Raw genomic sequence first — 16,219 nt, 5'->3', positions numbered from 1 at the left:
GGGTCGAAGGAGCCGCCACCTCAGCTCATGCGTTCAACAGACTCCGGGACATCGCCCCTCCGGCCCGACCTGGTTGACGCGGCTGGTGTCGCCGCGGTCGAGCAGGCCGTCGACGTTGTAGGCCGGGATGTAGACCAGCACGGTGTCGCCGAGCGCGCGGCGCCTCGCCTCGTCCAGGCACAGGTCGCGCAGCAGCGCCATGCAGGCGTCGATGCCTTCCGGCTCGCCGGGGTGGATGCCGTTGTTGTTGAAGAACACCGCCCGGCCGGCCGCCTTCACGCGTTCGGCCTCGAACACGCCGTCGCTGCTGAACACGCCGGCGTGGATCGGCACGCCGCCGTCCGAGCGGCCGATCTCGCCGAACGCGAGCCACTGCGGGAATGCCTGCGCGAGGCGCTGGTGGAAGGCGATGCAGTCGGCCCAGGCGGTGGTCTGGTTGCCGTTGCCACGTTCGAAGGGGGTCTGCCAGTCGGGGGTCATGAGGCGGTCCGCACGAAGTCCGTCAAGTCTAGTCGCCGTTCATCCCGCGCCTGCCGCAGTTCGTCGCAATCCGGTGGGCGGGGCCGGGCGCACTGCCTAGAGTCCAGACCAACGACAACGCCACCCACGGAGCCCGCCATGATCGACCGCCTCTTCGCCGCCCTGCTGACCTTCGCGCTGCTGGCCGGCGGTACCGTCGCGATCGGCTCGGCGCTGCTGGCCGACGAGCCGCAGGCACGCGTGGTCACGCTGCCCACCGTCACCATCACCGGCCAGCGCGCTGGCGCCGCGATCGCGCAGAACGAACCGGTCGAACCGGCGACCACGCAGGTGCGCTGATCACATCTGCCGGAACAGGTGCAGGTAGCTGCGGCTGACGGGCAAGGTCTCGGGGCGGCCCTTCAGGCGCAGCTCGGCGGTCTCGTTCGGGCCGCGGTCGACCTGCGCCACCTGGTGCAGGTTGACGATCACCGAACGGTGCACCTGCGCGAAGCGCGCCGGGTCCAGTTCGTCGGCGAGTTCGCGGATGGTCTTGCGGATCAGCGCCTCGCCGCCCTCCCACACCACCAGCGTGTACTTCTCGTCGGACTTCAGGTAGACGACCTGCTCGACCGGGATCAGCCGCACGCTCGTGCCCACCGAGGCCTTGATCCACTGCAGGTGCGCCGCCGGCGCGCCGGCGCGGCGCTGCAGCTCGGCGGCCAGACCGTCGAGCACGGACTCCAGCGCGCTGTCCGGCGGCTCGGGCCGCGCCAGGCGCTCGCGCAGGCGTGACACCGTCTCGGCCAGGCGCGCCTCCTCGAAGGGCTTGACGAGGTAGTCGATCGCGCCGTGCTCGAAGGCCTGCAGCGCGTACTGCTCGAAGGCGGTGACGAACACGATCTGCGTGCGCCGCGCCAGCGCGCGCGCCGCCTCGATGCCGTTCACGCCCGGCATGTGCACGTCGAGGAACACGATCTCGGGCCGGTGCTCATCGAACAGCTCGATCGCCTCGCGCCCGTTGCGCGCCTCGGCCACGATGGCCAGCTCGGGCCACAGGCGCGCCAGCAGCGCGCGCAGGCGCTCGCGCAGCAGCGGCTCGTCGTCGGCGATCAGGGCCGTGGTCATGCCGCCCTGTCGGTCCAGGTGATCGTCGCCAACACGCCACGCGGCACGTTCTCGCTCAGCTCGAGCGTGGCGCCGTCGCCGTAGAACGCGGCCAGCCGCTCGCGCAGGTTGGCGAGCCCCGTGCCCGGCGGCGCGGCCTCGCGCAGGCCGACGCCGGTGTCGGCCACCTGCGCCTGCAGCCGGCCGTCGGGCAGGCGCTGCGCCTGCACGCGGATCGTGCCGCCCTGCTCGGCCGGGTCGATGCCGTGGCGCACCGCGTTCTCCACCAGGGTCAGCAGCGCCATCGGCGGGAAGCGCAGCGCGTGCATCTCGGCCGGCAGCTCGAGCTCGAAGCGCAGCCGGTCGGGCATGCGCATCTGCATCAGCGCCAGGTAGGCCTGCAGCAGCGCCGCCTCGTTGCCGAGCGTGGCACCCTCGTCGGCCAGGCGCGGCATCGCGGCGCGCAGGTAGGCGATCAGGCTGGCGAGCACCCGCGGCGCCTGCGGCGAGCCGGCCTCCACCAGCTGCTGCACGTTGGCCAGCGTGTTGAACAGGAAATGCGGCTCGATCTGCGCGTGCAGCAGACGCAGCCGCGCGTCGAGCGCCTGCTTCTCGAGCCGGCTGCGCTCCAGCGCGAAGGCGAGCGCCTGCGAGCGCGCCTGCGCATCACGCTCCCGGTAGAGGGCCCCGAGCGCCAGCAGCGGCGCCACCACCAGCACCACCGCAGTGATGAGCAGGAAGCCGGAGAGCCGGCCCTCGTGCCGGAACACCTCGAACACCTGGCCCTGCACGTCGGGCAGGTAGACGAGCCAGGTGGCCAGCGGCGCGGCCAGCATCAGCGCGGCCACCTGCACCATCCAGCGCGGCGCCCAGGCCGCCTCGAGCAAGCCGGCGGCGGTGTGCACCAGCAGCAGCAGCAGCGCGATCACCAGCATGCGCCCGAGCAGCACCGTGAACGGCGTGACGAAGATCGGGTTCAGCGCCACCGCCGCGAGCGTGGCCAGGCCGGCGGCGATCAGCGCGCGGCGCGGGTTCAGCGCCGCCAGCAGGCGGCGTGCGCCGAGCGGCGGCGATTCGGCGTCGAGGACGGCAGGCATGGCGCGACGATAGCGGCGCCGCGGCGCGCCCGCCACCGGGTCGGTGGCCCGATGCGACGGGCGGCGGTTATCGCGCCGCGAACGCCGTCAGCCGCGCACGAACGACGCCCGCAGCGCCTCGGTCAGCAGCACCAGGCTGTCCTGCAGGTGGGCGCGGGTCTCCACCGCCAGGCCGGGGCGCGCCGCGGCACGCTGCAGTTCGGCCTGCAGCCCGGTGGCGGCCAGCCGCACCAGGCTCACCGCATCGGCCGGCAGCGGCCCGGCGCTGCGTGTCAGCAGCGCCTGCACGCGCTTGAGGTGCTCGCGCTGCAGGTTGCGCCGCATCGGCTCGATGTCGCCGCCGCGCCGCAGTTCGCTCCACACCGCCTTCTGCAGCGTGCCGATCACCTCGTCGAGCGAGATGATGCCGCGCCGCTCGTTCTCCGGCAGGTACAGCGGCAGCTCGAGCAGGCGCGTCGCGGTGCCCGGGCTGAGCAGGCGGTCGAGCGCGCCGGTCTGCAGCTGCAGCACCGCGGCCGGGATGCTGACCGGCCCGCCGCGAGTCCACTCGCGGTAGTCCGGGCTCAGGCTGGCCAGGAACTGCGGCTTGAAGCGGAACGCGTCCACCGCGAACAGCCCGTCGGCCAGGAAACGCAGCGCCTCGCGCTGCTTGGCCGGCGGCACCGGCTGGTAGGCCGGCCGGCCGCCGCTCGCGCCCGGCAGGTCGCGCGAGGTCTGCATGCCGCCGACGTACTTGCCCACCAGCGCGGTCGAGACGCCGAGCGCGCTGAAGCCCGACAGCAGCACGCGGCGCTGGCGCGTCACGTCCTCGCCCGGCTGCGGCTGGCGCTCCTGCACGCGCTGCCACAGCTCGCGCGAGAGCGCCAGGCGGCGCCGGTAGTACTCGAGCGGGTCGCTGCCCAGGTCGAAGCGGTTGACCAGCGGGTCCAGCCCCTCGCCACCGCCGTAGCCGCCGGCATCGGTGTCGTCGGCGTAGGCCAGCAGCGGCTCGCTGCTGCGCGCGGCGATGCGCTGCAGCTCGTCCTTCTCCTGCCCCGGCTCGAGCGGCTTGTAGGCGTACTCGATGGCCCAGTAGTCGTACGGGCCGATGGTGGTGTTGACCAGCGCGCCGCGTTTCTCGCCAGCCAGCGCCAGGTTGTAGGGGCTGTAGTCCATCACCGAGCCGGCGATGCCGTTCTTCGCGGTGAACTCGGCGTCCTGCAGCTGCGCACGGGTGTAGACCGTCGAGGCCTTGAAGTTGTGCTTCAGCCCGAGCGCATGGCCCACCTCGTGCATGATGGTGTCGCGCACCACCGCCTGCGCGAAGGCCTCGACCTCCGGGCTGTCGGGCGCAAGTTCGCCGCGCGCCTCGAGCAGGTCGACGGCGAAGCCCATCTCGTGGGCGGCGGCCTCGGCGTAGTCGCACTGCGCGCCGCCCGCCTTGCTCCAGGGCAGCGCGATCGGCGTGGCGAAGGCCGGCGCCGCGCCCCCCAGGGCCCCGACCGTCTCGACCCGCACGCGCCGCGCGCCGCGCCCGAACACGTCGCTCATCATGATGTCGGCGTCGACGATCTCGCCGCTGCGCGGGTCGGTCTGCGAGGGCCCGCGGGCGAAGCCGGCGTCCGCACCGGTGAACCAGCGGATCGACGCGTGGCGCGCGTCCAGCGTGTCCCAGTCGGCGTCGTCGGGCTGCTGCTTCGCGACGATCGCGTTGCGGAAGCCGATCTTCTCGAACGCCTTGTTCCACTCCAGCACGCCCTCCTCCACCGCCTGGCGGTAGACCGGCGGGATGTTGCGGTCGAGCCAGAACACGATCGGCTGCTTGGGCTCCGACAGCGCCGCCGCGGGGTCGGCCTTCTCGAGCCGCCAGCGGTTGACGCGGTAGGTGCGCGGGTTGACCTTCAGGTCGTCCGACAGGTCGGTGACGACGTCGGTGAAGTGGCCCAGCCGCGGATCGGCCTCGCGCGGGCGCATCGGCGGCTCGGGCAGCGCGGCGAAGTTGTAGACGAAGCCGGCGAACAGGCTGCGCGCGTCGGGCAGCGTGGCCGGCGGCGCGGGCAGCGGCACCGGCGGCGGCGTCAGCGGCGGCACGGGGATGCGCGGCGTCGCGAAATGCATGCGCAGGTTCAGCGTGGTCAGGTCCGGCGTGACACGCACCGTCTCGATCGACGAGTTGGCGCGGTCCAGCCCGTAGGGCAGCCGGTAGGCCGCCTCGATCTGGGTCGAGTAGGCCGGCAGGTCGACGATCAGGAAGCTTGCATCGACCAGCAGCGACTTGCGCTGCGGGTGCTCGGCACTGGCCAGCGCGGCCGAGGCGAGCAGGCTGTCGGAGAAGGACTGCGCCACCGTGGCCTTCATCGCCGGGTTGCGCGCGACGAACTCGGCGTTCAGCGCGACCAGCTGAAGCTGCCGGTTCACCTGGCGGAAGGTGGCCAGCCAGGACGGCCCCATCGAGCCCGCGTACAGCCCGCGTTCGCCAACCGACGAGGCGATGTTGGCGCTCAGCAGGAAAGGCTGGCCCAGGCGCTCGGCCGGGATCTCGAGCCAGGTCTTCTCGTCCTTGCGCCAGACCGGGAAGAAGCCGTCCTGGCGCGTCGCGCCCTTGACCACCTCGTCGAAGGGCTTGGGCGCCCCCGGTTCGGGCCGCGCCGCCGCGGCGCCGGAGGCGGCGCCCGCGGGCGCGGCGGCCTGCGCTGCGGCCGGCGCGGCGGCCGATGCAGGCGCGGCAGCCATGGCGCCCGGCGGCTTCACGCTGGCGCAGCCGGACAGCAGCACGGCGGCGAGCCCGATCGGGCCGAGGGGGAACGGGCGCGGGAGGAAGGACGACGTCGACATCGGGGGCGGCGCTGAGCCGGTGACGCAGGGAAGCGGCGATTCTGCGACAAGCCCGCGCCACGCCGCCCCGGGAGAGCCCCCGCGGCGTGTGGCGGAACCCACGCGCGGCGGCCGCGCCGGCTCAGCGCCCGGACTCGCGCCGCCCGCGCGAGGCCCAGGACAGGCCCAGCCCGAGCAGCGCGCACCAGCCCAGCAGGCTCTGCAGCCGGCCCAGCCAGCGCATGCCCTCGGCCCAGTCGGCCTGGGCCGGTGCGGCGTTCGGCGGCACGCTCCAGGATGGCCCCGGGTCCTGGTGCGCCAGCGGCAGCAGGCGGTCGGCCGAATGGGCCAGCGCGCTGAAGCTCTCGTGCCGTGCCGCGCCCGGGCGCAGGCCCTGCTGCTCGGCGGCCCAGTAGAGCGCCGCGCCGCCCAGCCAGGCGGCCAGCAGCCAGGCCCCCAGGCGCTGCGGTCGCCAGCCGTACCCGAGCGCCGCGCCGTACAGCGCGTGTGCGCCGCGTGCCAGCCAGCGCAAGGCCTGCGGAAAAGAGCGGCCGATGCGCCCGATGCGCCGCAGCAGCCGCTCGCGCCGCAGCGCGACCTCGCTGGCGCTGTGGCGCTCGCCCATGCGCGCCAGCACCGCGATCAGGCGGCGCCAGGGATGGTGGCGGAAATCCTCGGCCAGGTGCCGGCCCGGCTGGCGTTCGAGCCAGGCGAGCCGGAACGGCGCGTCCAGCGGCGCGCCCTCGCCGAAGCGCGAGTAGACGAAGCCGTCCAGCACCAGGCGTTCGCCCCAGCTCGAATGGTCGTCCAGCAGCGTGCCGACCCGCGTGCCGGCGAACGAGGCCCCGGCCAGCGGCTCCTGCAGGCCGCTCAGCACCAGCGTGCCGTGCACCCGGGCGCGGTCCAGCACCAGGGCGGCGCCGTCGCCCCAGCTCGCGTCGCCGACGCGATCGAATCCGGCGCCGCTGCAGTCCAGGTCGCCGCCGATCTCGGCGCGGCGCAGGCACACCCGGCCGGCGGCGGCAAAGCCCTGGTCCAGCCGCACCTGGCCGCCGATCACGGCGCGGTCGAGCACCAGCGCGTCGCGCCGCACGCCGGCGGCGTCCACCGGGCCGTACAGGCGCGCGCGGCTGGCGACCAGGTCGCCGCCGATGCGCACCGACGCCAGACGCAGCTCGCCATGCGACTCGAAGCCTTCGTCCAGGCGCAGGTCGCCGCCGATGCGGGCCCGGTCGGCCACCAGCGGGCGGCGCGTCGATCGGTCGTGCTCGTCGTGCAGCACCGAACGCGACAGCACCAGGTGGCCGCCGATGCGTGCGCCCTCCAGGCGCAGCTCGCTGGCCACGCTGCAGCCGGCGTGCACGGCCAGGTCGTCGGCGACGCGGCAGCGCTCGGCGCGCAGACCGGGCAGCAGGCAGTCGCCGAAGCTCGCGCCGCCGGCCAGGCGCGCGCCATCCAGCCGCGGCGCGACCTCGAACACGCAGCGGTAGAACCACAGGCTCGCGCCGACCCGCAGGTCGCCCAGGTCCAGCGGACCCTCGATCCAGGCGCCGAGCAGCTGCACGCGGCGCAGCTGCGGCACCTGCGTCACCAGGCGCGCCAGCAGCGCGCCGCGCACCGCGACGTCCTCGCCGCGTTCGGCCGGGCGGCGCAGGCCCACACGCGCGATGTCATCGCGCAGCAGCGCCTTGAGCAGCTGGCGCTCGGCACGGCGCAGCGGCTCGAAGCCGGCCGCGGCGGCGACCAGCGCGGCAGACAGCTCGGCCGACGTCATGGCCGGGCCGCCCTGCCTGCGCGGTGCCGGCCGCGCAACCCAACGGCACGGCCGGAAAGTGAACTGTTCTTCATGGGATGGCGTGCGGATACCCGCTCAGGTAGCGATTCTGCGGTCGGGTGGCGGCGGACACGCCGCTGGCCGCTCCCGTGATCGGGGGCCGCGCCCCTGAGGCGCGGGGGCGGGTTCAGCCGGAGCGCCGGCCGAGCGCCGCGAGGGCATCGAGCAGCACGCGCACACGCGCCGGCACCAGGCGCCCGGGAGGCATCACCGCGCTGATCGGCAGCGGCAGCGGCCGGCAGCGCGGCAGCAGCTCGACCAGCTCGCCGCGCGCGATCTCGCGGTCGACCATGTACTCGGGCAGCTGCGCCAGGCCCAGGCCCAGCGCGACCGCGGCGACCAGGCCCTCGCCGTCGCTGATCTGCACACGCGCCGGCGGGACCAGCTCGACCGGCCGGCCGCGGCGGCGGAACTGCCAGGGCCGCGCCCGTCCGCTGGCCGGGAGCCGGAACACGACCGCGTCGTGGCCGGCGAGCTGCTCGATGGTGCGCGGCGCGCCGCGCCGCGCGAGGTAGGCCGGGCTGGCGCACAGCACCATCGCCTGGCTGCCGATGCGCCGCGCGACGAGCGCCGAATCGCGCAGCGCGCCGACGCGTACCGCGAGGTCCACGCCCTCCTTGACGAGGTCGGCATAACCATCCTGCAGGCGCAGGTCGAGCTGCAGGCCGGGATGGACGCGCACCAGCTCGGCCAGCAGCGGCAGCACGACACGGCGGCCGTACACGATCGGCGCGTCGACGCGCAGCCGGCCGCTGGGCGCCGCGCGCGTGCCGGCCGCCTCGGCCTGCAGGTCCTCCACCTCGGCCAGGATGCGCTGGCAGCGCTGGAACAGGCGCTCCCCGTCGGCGCTCAGGTTGACCTGGCGCGTGGTGCGGTGGAACAGCTTGACGCCCAGCGCCGTCTCGAGCCGCTGCACGGCCTTGGCGAGCGTCGAGGGCGCGCTGCCGAGCTCGCGCGCGGCGGCGGCGAAGCTGCCGTGCTTCGCGGTCTCCGCGAAGGCGACATAGGACTGCAGGCCGTTCATGAGGGGGCTCCGCGTGATTGCCGACGAAATGTCGTCAATGTTACGGCGTTGCCGATGCTTCTCCGCCGCCGCTCGCACCGGCAGACTGGCGCCACCGACTCGACGGAGACCCGCCATGTACGTCCACCCCCAGACCGCGCCCGAGGCCACGCCGCTGCCGGGCATCCGCCACGCCACCTGGGCCGCCGGCGCCGAAGGGCTGTCGCAGCTGAGCCTGTGGCACCAGTCGATCGCGCCCGGCGGCGCGACGCCGCCGCACCGCCACGGCTGCGACGAGCTCGTGCTGTGCAGCGCCGGCCGCGGCGAGCTGCACGTCGGTGACGCGGTGCACCACTTCGGCGCCGGCGACACGGTGACCATCCCGCGCGGCGAGCTGCACCAGATCGTCAGCGTCGGCGAGGTGCCGCTGCTGGTCACCGCGGTGTTCGGCGCCACGCCGGTGGACGTGCAGCTGCCCGACGGCACGCTGCTGGCGCTGCCGTGGCGCAGCTGAGCGCCTGGGGCGGGCCGATCGGCCCCTTGCGCCGGCAACAACCGGACGCACTTGCGGGCTCAAGACCGGCGCTCCCCGGCCGATGACACCGACATCGATCCGATCGCCCCACGAGGCCCCGATGTCCTCCGCCAGCCCTGCCGCCGTGAACGCCGCCTCCAACGCCAACCTGGCCAGCGTGCAGGGCACGGCCTCGGTGCTGGTGCTGAAGAAGGCCCTCGACACCCAGGTCGCCGGCGCGGTGCAGCTGGTCCAGAGCCTGCCGCAGCCGGCGCTGGCCACCTCGGGTGCGCTCGGCACCCGCGTGAACACCTACGCCTGAACCGCGCCGCGGCTCACTTCAGCGCCTTGAAGCGCAGCCGGTGCGGCCGCGCGCCTTCCTCGCCGAGGCGGCGCTTCTTGTCCGCCTCGTACTCCTGGTAGTTGCCGTTGAAGAACACCCACTGGCTGTCGCCCTCGGCGGCCAGGATGTGGGTGCAGATGCGGTCCAGGAACCAGCGGTCGTGGCTGATCACGAGCGCCGAGCCGGCGAACTCGAGCAGCGCCTCCTCCAGCGCGCGCAGCGTCTCGACGTCCAGGTCGTTGGAGGGCTCGTCCAGCAGCAGCACGTTGCCGCCGCGCGCCAGCGTCTTGGCCAGGTGCAGCCGGCCGCGCTCGCCGCCGGAGAGCTGGCCGACCAGCTTCTGCTGGTCGTTGCCCTTGAAGTTGAAGCGGCCGAGGTAGGCGCGCGAGGGCATCACGAACTGGCCGACGACGATGTTGTCCAGGCCGCCCGACACGTCTTCCCACACCGTCTTGTCGTTGGCCAGGCTCTGGCGCGACTGGTCGACGAAGGCCAGCTTGGCGGTCTGGCCGATGTGCACCTCGCCCGAATCCGGCTGCTCCTTGCCTTCGAGCATGCGGAACAGCGTCGACTTGCCGGCGCCGTTCGGTCCGATGATGCCGACGATCGCGCCGGCCGGCACCTGGAAGCTCAGGTTGTCGATCAGCAGCCGGTCGCCGAAGCTCTTCGAGACGTTCCTGAACTCGATCACGTCATTGCCCAGGCGCTCGGCCACCGGGATGAAGATCTCGTTGGTCTCGTTGCGGCGCTGGTAGTCGACGTCGGAGAGCTCCTCGAAGCGCGCCAGGCGCGCCTTGCTCTTGGTCTGGCGCCCCTTGGCGTTGGAGCGCACCCACTTCAGCTCCTCCTTCATCGCCTTGATGCGCGCGTCCTCCTTCTTCTGCTCGACCTCCAGGCGCTTCTCCTTCTGGTCCAGCCAGTCGGAGTAGTTGCCCTTGTAGGGGATGCCCATGCCGCGGTCGAGCTCGAGAATCCACTCGGCCGCGTTGTCGAGGAAGTAGCGGTCGTGGGTGATCGCCACCACGGTGCCCGGGAAGCGCTGCAGGAAGTGCTCCAGCCACTCGACCGACTCGGCGTCGAGGTGGTTGGTCGGCTCGTCCAGCAGCAGCATGTCGGGCTTGGACAGCAGCAGCCGGCACAGCGCGACGCGGCGCTTCTCGCCGCCGGAGAGCACGCCGATCTTGGCGTCCCAGGGCGGCAGGCGCAGCGCGTCGGCGGCGATCTCGAGCTGGTGCTCGGTGTTCTCGCTGCCGGCCGCGGCGATCACGGCTTCCAGCTCGGCCTGCTCGGCGGCGAGCTTGTCGAAGTCGGCGTCGGGCTCGGCGTAGGCGGCATAGACCTCGTCGAGCCGCTTCTTCGCCGCCATCACGCCGCCGATGCCCTGCTCGACCGCCTCGCGCACGTTCTGCTCCGGGTCGAGCTGCGGCTCCTGCGGCAGGTAGCCGATCGACAGGCCCGGCATCGGCACGGCCTCGCCCTCGATCTCCTTGTCGATGCCGGCCATGATCTTCAGCAGCGTGCTCTTGCCGCTGCCGTTCACGCCCAGCACGCCGATCTTGGCGCCGGGGAAGAAGGACAGGCTGATGTCCTTCAGGATCTGCCGCTTCGGCGGCACGATCTTGCCGACGCGGTTCATGGTGTAGACGTACTGGGCCATCGAGGTTCTCTTTCGCGGGGGTCTCGGGGCGCCAGGGAGGCGCCGAAACGCGGATTATCCGCAAGCGCGAAGACGCGCCTCAGCCGCCCAGGTGCAATCGCAACGCCGCCAGCAGGACTTCGGGCTCGATCGGGCGCAGCAGGTAGTCGTCGGCACCGAGCGCCAGGCCACGCTGGCGCGAGGCCTCGTCGCGCGCGGTGGCGGTCAGGAACACGAAGGGCAGCGCGTGCAGTGTCGGGCTGCTGCGTACCGCGGCGAGCAGGTCGAAGCCGCTGCCGCGGTCCATCATCACGTCGGAGACGACCAGGTCGACGCGCTGGCGCTGCAGGATGGCCAGCGCCTCGTGGCCGCCGGCCGCGGTGTGCACCGCGTAGCCGGCCGGTTCGAGCAGGCCGAGCTTGAAGTCGAGGTTGGCCGCGGTGTCGTCCACCAGCAGCAGGGTCAGGCCGGGCCGCGGTGCACACAGGTGCACGGGCATCTTTGCCGGTGCGGGCGGCGCGCCCGTCGCCGGCGCCGGCGACGGCACCGAGCCGGGCGCACTCAGGAACGGTGCCAGCGCCGCCATCAGCGCCACCGGCTCGATCGGCTTGGGCACATGGGAATCGAAGCCGGCACGCAAGGCCTTCTCCTGGTCGCCCACCATCGCATAGGCGGTCACCGCCACCAGCGGCACACGCGCCGTGGCCGGCTCGGCCTTGAGCCGGCGTGCCACCTCGTAACCATCCATGCCGGGCAGGCCGATGTCGCACACCACCAGGTCGGGCAGCTGTGCGCTGGCCCGTTCCAGGCCCTGCAGGCCGTCGATGGCCGTGTCGACCTCGTGGCCCCAGGCCTGCAGCAGGTAGCTCATCAGCTCCAGGTTGGTCGGGTGGTCCTCGATCACCAGGATGCGCGCCATGTCAGTTTTCCACGGCGGCTATCGCCACCCCCGACGCACGAAGCACAAAGGCCAGACCCAGCTTCCCGCCGCGGAACCGGCTCCGCCGGGCCGCTGGCGGACGGCCCCCTCGGGGGGTAGCGAGCGAAAGCGAGCTTGGGGGCCACATTTCACGCCTCCGGCAGGCGCAGCGCGAAGCGGCTGCCGACGCCCGGTTCGCTTTCGACGAGGATGCGGCCGCCCATCAGCTCGGCCAGCCGGTGCGACAGGTGCAGGCCGAGGCCGGTGCCCTCGCCCTGGCGCCGGCGCGGGTCGCCCACCTGCGCGAAGGCCTGGAACAGGCGCGCGCAGTCCTCCGCGCTGATGCCGATGCCGGTGTCGGCGACGCCGAACTCGACCTGCGCCGCATCGCCCTCGTTCACCCGCGTCACCGACAGCGTGACGCTGCCCACGACGGTGAACTTGACGGCGTTGTTGGCCAGGTTGATCAGCACCTGCTGCAGCGCGCGCCGGTCGGTGTTCAGCTCGAGCCTGCCGTCCACCGGGCCGGCCTCCAGGCGCAGCCCCTTGGCCTGCGCGGCCGGGCGCAGGGTCTGCAGCACCTCGTCGAGCAGCGCGGCGCAGGCCACCGGCTCGCGGTGCAGCTCGACCTTGCCGGACTCGATGCGTGCCAGGTCCAGCAGGTCGTTGATCAGCGACAGCAGGTGCTTGCCGCTGGCCTGCACGAGCTTGAGCTGCTTCTCCTGCTCGGGCGTCAGCGGGCCCGGCAATTTCATCAGCAGCAGGCCGGTGAAGCCGATCACCGCGTTCAGCGGCGTGCGCAGCTCGTGGCTCATGGTGGCGAGGAAACGGTCCTTGGCGCGGCTGGCGCGCTCGAGTTCGAGGTTCTTCTCCTGCAGCGTGCGCTCGAAGCGGCGACGCTCGCTGATGTCGCGGATCGCGCTCATCACCAGGCGCCCGCCGGGCGAATCGATCGGGCTCAGGCTGATCTCGACCGGGAACTCCACGCCGTCGGCGCGCAGCCCGTGCAGTTCGCGGCCCTCGCCCATCGGCCGCATTCGCGGCGCCACGAGGTAGCCCATGCGCTGCGCCAGGTGCGGCCCGCGCAGGCGCGGCGGCAGCAGGCACTCGATCGGCTCGCCGATCACCGCCTCGCTGCGGTGGCCGAACAGGGTGCGTGCCTGCTCGTTGAACAGCACGATGCGGCCGGTGCCGTTGACGATCACCACGGCATCCGGCGCATGTTCGAGCACGCCGCCGAAGCGCGCCTGCACCATGTCGGCATCCCGTTGCGCGCGGTGGCGAGTCGCGTCGGACAGGTGGCCGAGCAGGCCAGCCGGCCGGCCGTCGTGGCCGCGCAGCGGGTGCAGCCGGGTGTCGACGTAGATCGGCACGCCATCCTTGCGCCGGCGCAGCACCTCGTGCCGCTCGCCACCGCCGGCCAGGGCCTCGCGCTGCAGCGCGGCGTCGTCCTCGGCCTGCTCGGGCGGCACGATCAGGGCCCGCAGGCTGCGCCCGAGCGCCTCGTCGGCCGCATAGCCGAACAGCCGCTCGGCCGCCGGGTTCCACCACTGCACCACACCGTCGGGGGTGGTGGCCACCAGGGCCACCGGAGACTGGGCCGCGGCCAAGTTGGCGAAGTCGAATTCCATCGCAGATCCGGTACTTGACTCGGATCAATGTACCGTCCGGCCACGAGCCGGGCAAGCCGCATGGGCCGGTTCCGGCGGCCGCTCAGGGATTCTGTTAGCGTGTCCCCGATGCCGCGCCTGCTGATCCTGCTCTCGCTGTGCAATCTGGTGATCGGCACCGGCGCATTTGTCATCGGCGGGCTGATCGCGCCGATTGCCACGGACCTGCGCGTGCCGCCGGCCGCCGCCGGACAGGCGATGACCGCTTATGCGCTGTCCACCGCCGTGCTCGCGCCGCTGGCGCTGGTGCTTACCGGGCAGTGGCCGCGGCGGCGCGCGCTGGTGGCCGGGCTGGCGGTGTTCGCGCTCGGCAACCTGCTGTGCGCGCTGGCCGACAGCCTCGTGCTGCTGCTGGCCGGGCGCGTGCTGATGGGTGTGGGCGCGATGTTCACGCCGGTGGCTGCCGGGCTGGCCGTGGCGCTGGTGGAGCCGGCGCGGCGCGGGCGTGCGCTGTCGCTGGTGTTCCTCGGCATCAGCCTGAGCTACGTGGTCGGCGTGCCGCTCGGTGCGTGGCTGGGTTTCCGCCACGGCTGGGCGGTGCCGGTGGGCGCGGTGGCGGCGATCGCGGCCGCCAGTGCCGCGCTGCTGGCGCTGCTGGTGCCGCGCCACATCGACGCGCCGGGCGCGCGCTTCCAGGGCCTGGGCGGCCTGCTCGCGCGGCGCGAGGTGCTGTGGGCGCTGCTGCTGACGCTGCTGTACTTCACCGCGATCTTCGTCGTCTTCTCGTACATCGGGCCGGTGCTGCAGGCACTGCAGCCGATGAGCACCGAGCGGCTCTCGGTCACGCTGGCGCTGTTCGGGGTGGCCGGGGTGGTGGGCACGCTGGTGGGCGGCTGGGCCAACGACCACTTCGGTGCGCGCAGCTCGCTGACGGTGCAACTCGCCGTGCTGGCCGCGATGATGGCGCTGGTGCCCCTGACACGCGGCTCCTACCCGGCCATGCTGGCCGTGTTCCTGGCCTGGGGCGTGGCTGGCTTCGGCATGATGGCGCCGCAGCAGTCGCGCCTGGCGGCGCTGGATGCGGCGCAGGCGCCGATGCTGCTGTCGCTGAACACCTCGATGCTGTACTTCGGCACCGCGCTGGGCGCGGCCATCGGCGGCCCGGCCTCGCTGCTGGTGGGCTTCGACCGGCTGGCCTGGGTCGGCGTGCCGTTCGCGGTGGCGGGCTGGCTGGCGCTGCGCCTGGGCGGCAGTACCGCACGCCGCACGCAACCCGCCTGACGGCGAGGTCGTCGGGCGCCCGGTACAATGCGGGCCATCAGCCCAGCCTCCAGTCACTGCGTGCTGACGTCGTTCCGACCCGGGCTCCCCGCCCGCCGCCCCTTCTGCCTGCGACTGGCGCCCGATCCGCGGCGACAGGCCGACCTTCCAAGAAACCCGATGTCCTTCGACACCCTCGGCCTTGCCGAGCCCCTGCTGCGTGCCATTCGCGAACAGGGTTACACCACGCCGACGCCGATCCAGGCCCAGGCGATTCCCGTCGTGCTGCAAGGCGGCGACCTGATGGCCGGCGCGCAGACCGGAACCGGCAAGACCGCCGGCTTCGTGCTGCCGCTGCTGCAGCGCCTGATGAAGTCTCCCGTGGCGCGCGACCCGCGCAGCCGCATCCCGATCCGCGCGCTGATCCTGACGCCCACGCGCGAGCTCGCCGCCCAGGTGGAGGAAAGCGTGCGCGACTACGGCCGCTACAGCGGCCTGACCAGCATGGTGATGTTCGGCGGCGTCGGCATGCAGCCGCAGATCGACAAGCTGCGCCGCGGCATCGACATCCTCGTCGCCACGCCCGGCCGCCTGCTCGACCACCACGGCCAGCGCACGCTCGACCTGAGCCACGTCGAGGTGTTCGTGCTCGACGAGGCCGACCGCATGCTCGACATGGGCTTCATCCACGACATCAAGAAGGTGCTGGCCATCGTGCCGCAGAAGAAGCAGAGCCTGCTCTTCTCCGCCACCTTCAGCGACGAGATCAAGGCCCTGGCCGACCGGCTGCTCAACAAGCCGGCGCTGATCGAGGTCGCCCGCCGCAACCAGACCGCCGACACCATCGCGCAGAAGGTGCACCCGGTGGGCCGCGAGATGAAGAAGGAACTGCTCGCGCACCTGATCTCCTCGAACGACTGGCACCAGGTGCTCGTCTTCACGCGCATGAAACACGGCGCCAACCGGCTGGTGGAGTACCTGCTCAAGCAGGGCATCACCGCGATGGCGATCCACGGCAACAAGAGCCAGAGCGCACGCACCAAGGCGCTGGCGGACTTCAAGAGCGGCTCGCTGCAGGTGCTCGTGGCCACCGACATCGCCGCGCGCGGCATCGACATCGACCAGCTGCCGCACGTCGTCAACTACGAGCTGCCCAACGTGCCGGAAGACTACGTGCACCGCATCGGCCGCACCGGCCGCGCCGGCGCGCAGGGCGAGGCGGTGTCGCTGGTGTGCGTGGACGAGAACGGCTTCCTGCGCGACATCGAGAAGCTGATCAAGCGCGAGATCCCGAAGGAGATCGTGCCCGGCTTCGAGCCGCCCGCGCACGAGAAGCCCGAGCCGATCGTGCTCGGCCGCATGGTGATCGGTGAAGGTGCGGGCCGCGGCGGCCGGCGCCACCACCAGCCGCAGCAGAACGCACCGCGCGGCGGGGGCGGTGGTGATCGCGGCCGCGGCGGCGACCGTCCGCGCCACGAGCCGCGCAGTGCGGCGCCCGCCGCGCGACCGGCCACGACCCATGGCGGCCACGTGCCGGCCCATGCGCATGGCCGGCCGGCCGGCGGCGGCAACGCGCGCCCGGAGCCGCGCCGCGACGGCCCCAAGCCCCAGCCGCGCCTGACCCAGCCCAAGCCGCGCTGAGGA

At 73.0% G+C, this 16,219-nt stretch carries 14 protein-coding genes; 5 read left to right on the top strand and 9 right to left on the bottom strand.

Annotation, left to right across the window (positions count from 1 at the left end; all coding sequences use genetic code 11):
- Positions 1-33 precede the first annotated feature (33 nt).
- A complete protein-coding gene (locus D9C15_RS31810) occupies positions 34-480 on the bottom strand; it encodes a M14 family zinc carboxypeptidase (RefSeq protein ID WP_128003496.1) in 447 nt (148 codons plus the stop codon).
- A gap of 138 nt (positions 481-618) precedes the next feature.
- On the opposite strand from D9C15_RS31810, the gene D9C15_RS31805 reads away from it, so the two are divergent.
- The gene (locus D9C15_RS31805; protein WP_128003495.1) at positions 619-819 is read left to right on the top strand and encodes a hypothetical protein; all 201 of its coding nucleotides are present in this window, start codon (positions 619-621) and stop codon (positions 817-819) included.
- On the opposite strand, the gene D9C15_RS31800 is transcribed toward D9C15_RS31805, so the two are convergent.
- The 5 genes from D9C15_RS31800 to D9C15_RS31780 all read right to left on the bottom strand — a co-directional run bounded on the left by D9C15_RS31800 (position 820) and on the right by D9C15_RS31780 (position 8,314).
- On the bottom strand, positions 820-1,587 hold the full coding sequence (locus tag D9C15_RS31800; protein ID WP_128003494.1) for a LytR/AlgR family response regulator transcription factor: 768 nt from the start codon (positions 1,585-1,587) through the stop codon (positions 820-822).
- Positions 1,584-2,663, bottom strand: a complete 1,080-nt coding sequence (locus D9C15_RS31795) for a sensor histidine kinase (protein WP_128003493.1) — start codon at positions 2,661-2,663, stop codon at positions 1,584-1,586. The genes D9C15_RS31800 and D9C15_RS31795 overlap by 4 nt, the downstream gene beginning before the upstream one ends.
- Before the next feature lie 87 nt (positions 2,664-2,750).
- Positions 2,751-5,477, bottom strand: a complete 2,727-nt coding sequence (locus tag D9C15_RS31790) for a zinc-dependent metalloprotease (RefSeq protein ID WP_128003492.1) — start codon at positions 5,475-5,477, stop codon at positions 2,751-2,753.
- A 121-nt stretch (positions 5,478-5,598) separates the two neighbouring features.
- Positions 5,599-7,230 (bottom strand): hypothetical protein, encoded by a 1,632-nt coding sequence (locus D9C15_RS31785; RefSeq protein ID WP_128003491.1) that lies wholly within the window; start codon positions 7,228-7,230, stop codon positions 5,599-5,601.
- Between the two features lie 187 nt (positions 7,231-7,417).
- Positions 7,418-8,314: a LysR family transcriptional regulator gene (locus D9C15_RS31780; RefSeq protein WP_128003490.1), complete on the bottom strand. Its 897-nt coding sequence runs from the start codon at positions 8,312-8,314 to the stop codon at positions 7,418-7,420.
- Positions 8,315-8,429: 115 nt separating this feature from the next.
- Between D9C15_RS31780 and D9C15_RS31775 the strand changes: the two genes are divergently transcribed.
- Positions 8,430-8,807, top strand: a complete 378-nt coding sequence (locus D9C15_RS31775) for a cupin domain-containing protein (RefSeq protein ID WP_128003489.1) — start codon at positions 8,430-8,432, stop codon at positions 8,805-8,807.
- 121 nt (positions 8,808-8,928) lie between these two features.
- Positions 8,929-9,129, top strand: a complete 201-nt coding sequence (locus tag D9C15_RS31770; RefSeq protein ID WP_128003488.1) for a putative motility protein — start codon at positions 8,929-8,931, stop codon at positions 9,127-9,129.
- A gap of 13 nt (positions 9,130-9,142) precedes the next feature.
- Here D9C15_RS31770 and ettA read toward each other — a convergent pair whose 3' ends face one another.
- From ettA to D9C15_RS31755, 3 genes are all read right to left on the bottom strand, one after another.
- The gene (gene ettA / locus D9C15_RS31765) at positions 9,143-10,807 is read right to left on the bottom strand and encodes an energy-dependent translational throttle protein EttA (protein ID WP_128003487.1); all 1,665 of its coding nucleotides are present in this window, start codon (positions 10,805-10,807) and stop codon (positions 9,143-9,145) included.
- A gap of 79 nt (positions 10,808-10,886) precedes the next feature.
- Positions 10,887-11,705, bottom strand: coding sequence for a response regulator (locus D9C15_RS33630; RefSeq protein WP_164886948.1), 819 nt, complete (start codon positions 11,703-11,705; stop codon positions 10,887-10,889).
- Positions 11,706-11,854: 149 nt separating this feature from the next.
- A complete protein-coding gene (locus D9C15_RS31755) occupies positions 11,855-13,336 on the bottom strand; it encodes a PAS domain-containing sensor histidine kinase (protein ID WP_128003486.1) in 1,482 nt (493 codons plus the stop codon).
- Between the two features lie 108 nt (positions 13,337-13,444).
- On the opposite strand from D9C15_RS31755, the gene D9C15_RS31750 reads away from it, so the two are divergent.
- Both D9C15_RS31750 and D9C15_RS31745 read left to right on the top strand, forming a co-directional pair.
- Positions 13,445-14,596 carry an MFS transporter gene (locus D9C15_RS31750; protein ID WP_128003498.1) on the top strand — a complete coding sequence of 384 codons (1,152 nt, stop codon included), beginning with the start codon at positions 13,445-13,447 and terminating at the stop codon, positions 14,594-14,596.
- A gap of 159 nt (positions 14,597-14,755) precedes the next feature.
- Positions 14,756-16,216 (top strand): DEAD/DEAH box helicase, encoded by a 1,461-nt coding sequence (locus tag D9C15_RS31745; protein ID WP_128003485.1) that lies wholly within the window; start codon positions 14,756-14,758, stop codon positions 16,214-16,216.
- Positions 16,217-16,219: the final 3 nt, after the last annotated feature.

This window comes from Piscinibacter defluvii (assembly GCF_004011805.1).
Taxonomy (GTDB): domain Bacteria; phylum Pseudomonadota; class Gammaproteobacteria; order Burkholderiales; family Burkholderiaceae_C; genus Piscinibacter; species Piscinibacter defluvii.
Note: the sequence above shows the minus strand (reverse complement) of the source record. Positions and strands in the feature narration are given on the sequence as shown.

What these genes read in the sequence shown, in the direction of transcription:
- D9C15_RS31810 (WP_128003496.1), bottom strand. Translation starts at nt 480, where the DNA reads ATGACCCCCGACTGGCAGACCCCCTTCGAACGTGGCAACGGCAACCAG.
- D9C15_RS31805 (WP_128003495.1), top strand. Translation starts at nt 619, where the DNA reads ATGATCGACCGCCTCTTCGCCGCCCTGCTGACCTTCGCGCTGCTGGCC.
- D9C15_RS31800 (WP_128003494.1), bottom strand. Translation starts at nt 1,587, where the DNA reads ATGACCACGGCCCTGATCGCCGACGACGAGCCGCTGCTGCGCGAGCGC.
- D9C15_RS31795 (WP_128003493.1), bottom strand. Translation starts at nt 2,663, where the DNA reads ATGCCTGCCGTCCTCGACGCCGAATCGCCGCCGCTCGGCGCACGCCGC.
- D9C15_RS31790 (WP_128003492.1), bottom strand. Translation starts at nt 5,477, where the DNA reads ATGTCGACGTCGTCCTTCCTCCCGCGCCCGTTCCCCCTCGGCCCGATC.
- D9C15_RS31785 (WP_128003491.1), bottom strand. Translation starts at nt 7,230, where the DNA reads ATGACGTCGGCCGAGCTGTCTGCCGCGCTGGTCGCCGCCGCGGCCGGC.
- D9C15_RS31780 (WP_128003490.1), bottom strand. Translation starts at nt 8,314, where the DNA reads ATGAACGGCCTGCAGTCCTATGTCGCCTTCGCGGAGACCGCGAAGCAC.
- D9C15_RS31775 (WP_128003489.1), top strand. Translation starts at nt 8,430, where the DNA reads ATGTACGTCCACCCCCAGACCGCGCCCGAGGCCACGCCGCTGCCGGGC.
- D9C15_RS31770 (WP_128003488.1), top strand. Translation starts at nt 8,929, where the DNA reads ATGTCCTCCGCCAGCCCTGCCGCCGTGAACGCCGCCTCCAACGCCAAC.
- ettA (WP_128003487.1), bottom strand. Translation starts at nt 10,807, where the DNA reads ATGGCCCAGTACGTCTACACCATGAACCGCGTCGGCAAGATCGTGCCG.
- D9C15_RS33630 (WP_164886948.1), bottom strand. Translation starts at nt 11,705, where the DNA reads ATGGCGCGCATCCTGGTGATCGAGGACCACCCGACCAACCTGGAGCTG.
- D9C15_RS31755 (WP_128003486.1), bottom strand. Translation starts at nt 13,336, where the DNA reads ATGGAATTCGACTTCGCCAACTTGGCCGCGGCCCAGTCTCCGGTGGCC.
- D9C15_RS31750 (WP_128003498.1), top strand. Translation starts at nt 13,445, where the DNA reads ATGCCGCGCCTGCTGATCCTGCTCTCGCTGTGCAATCTGGTGATCGGC.
- D9C15_RS31745 (WP_128003485.1), top strand. Translation starts at nt 14,756, where the DNA reads ATGTCCTTCGACACCCTCGGCCTTGCCGAGCCCCTGCTGCGTGCCATT.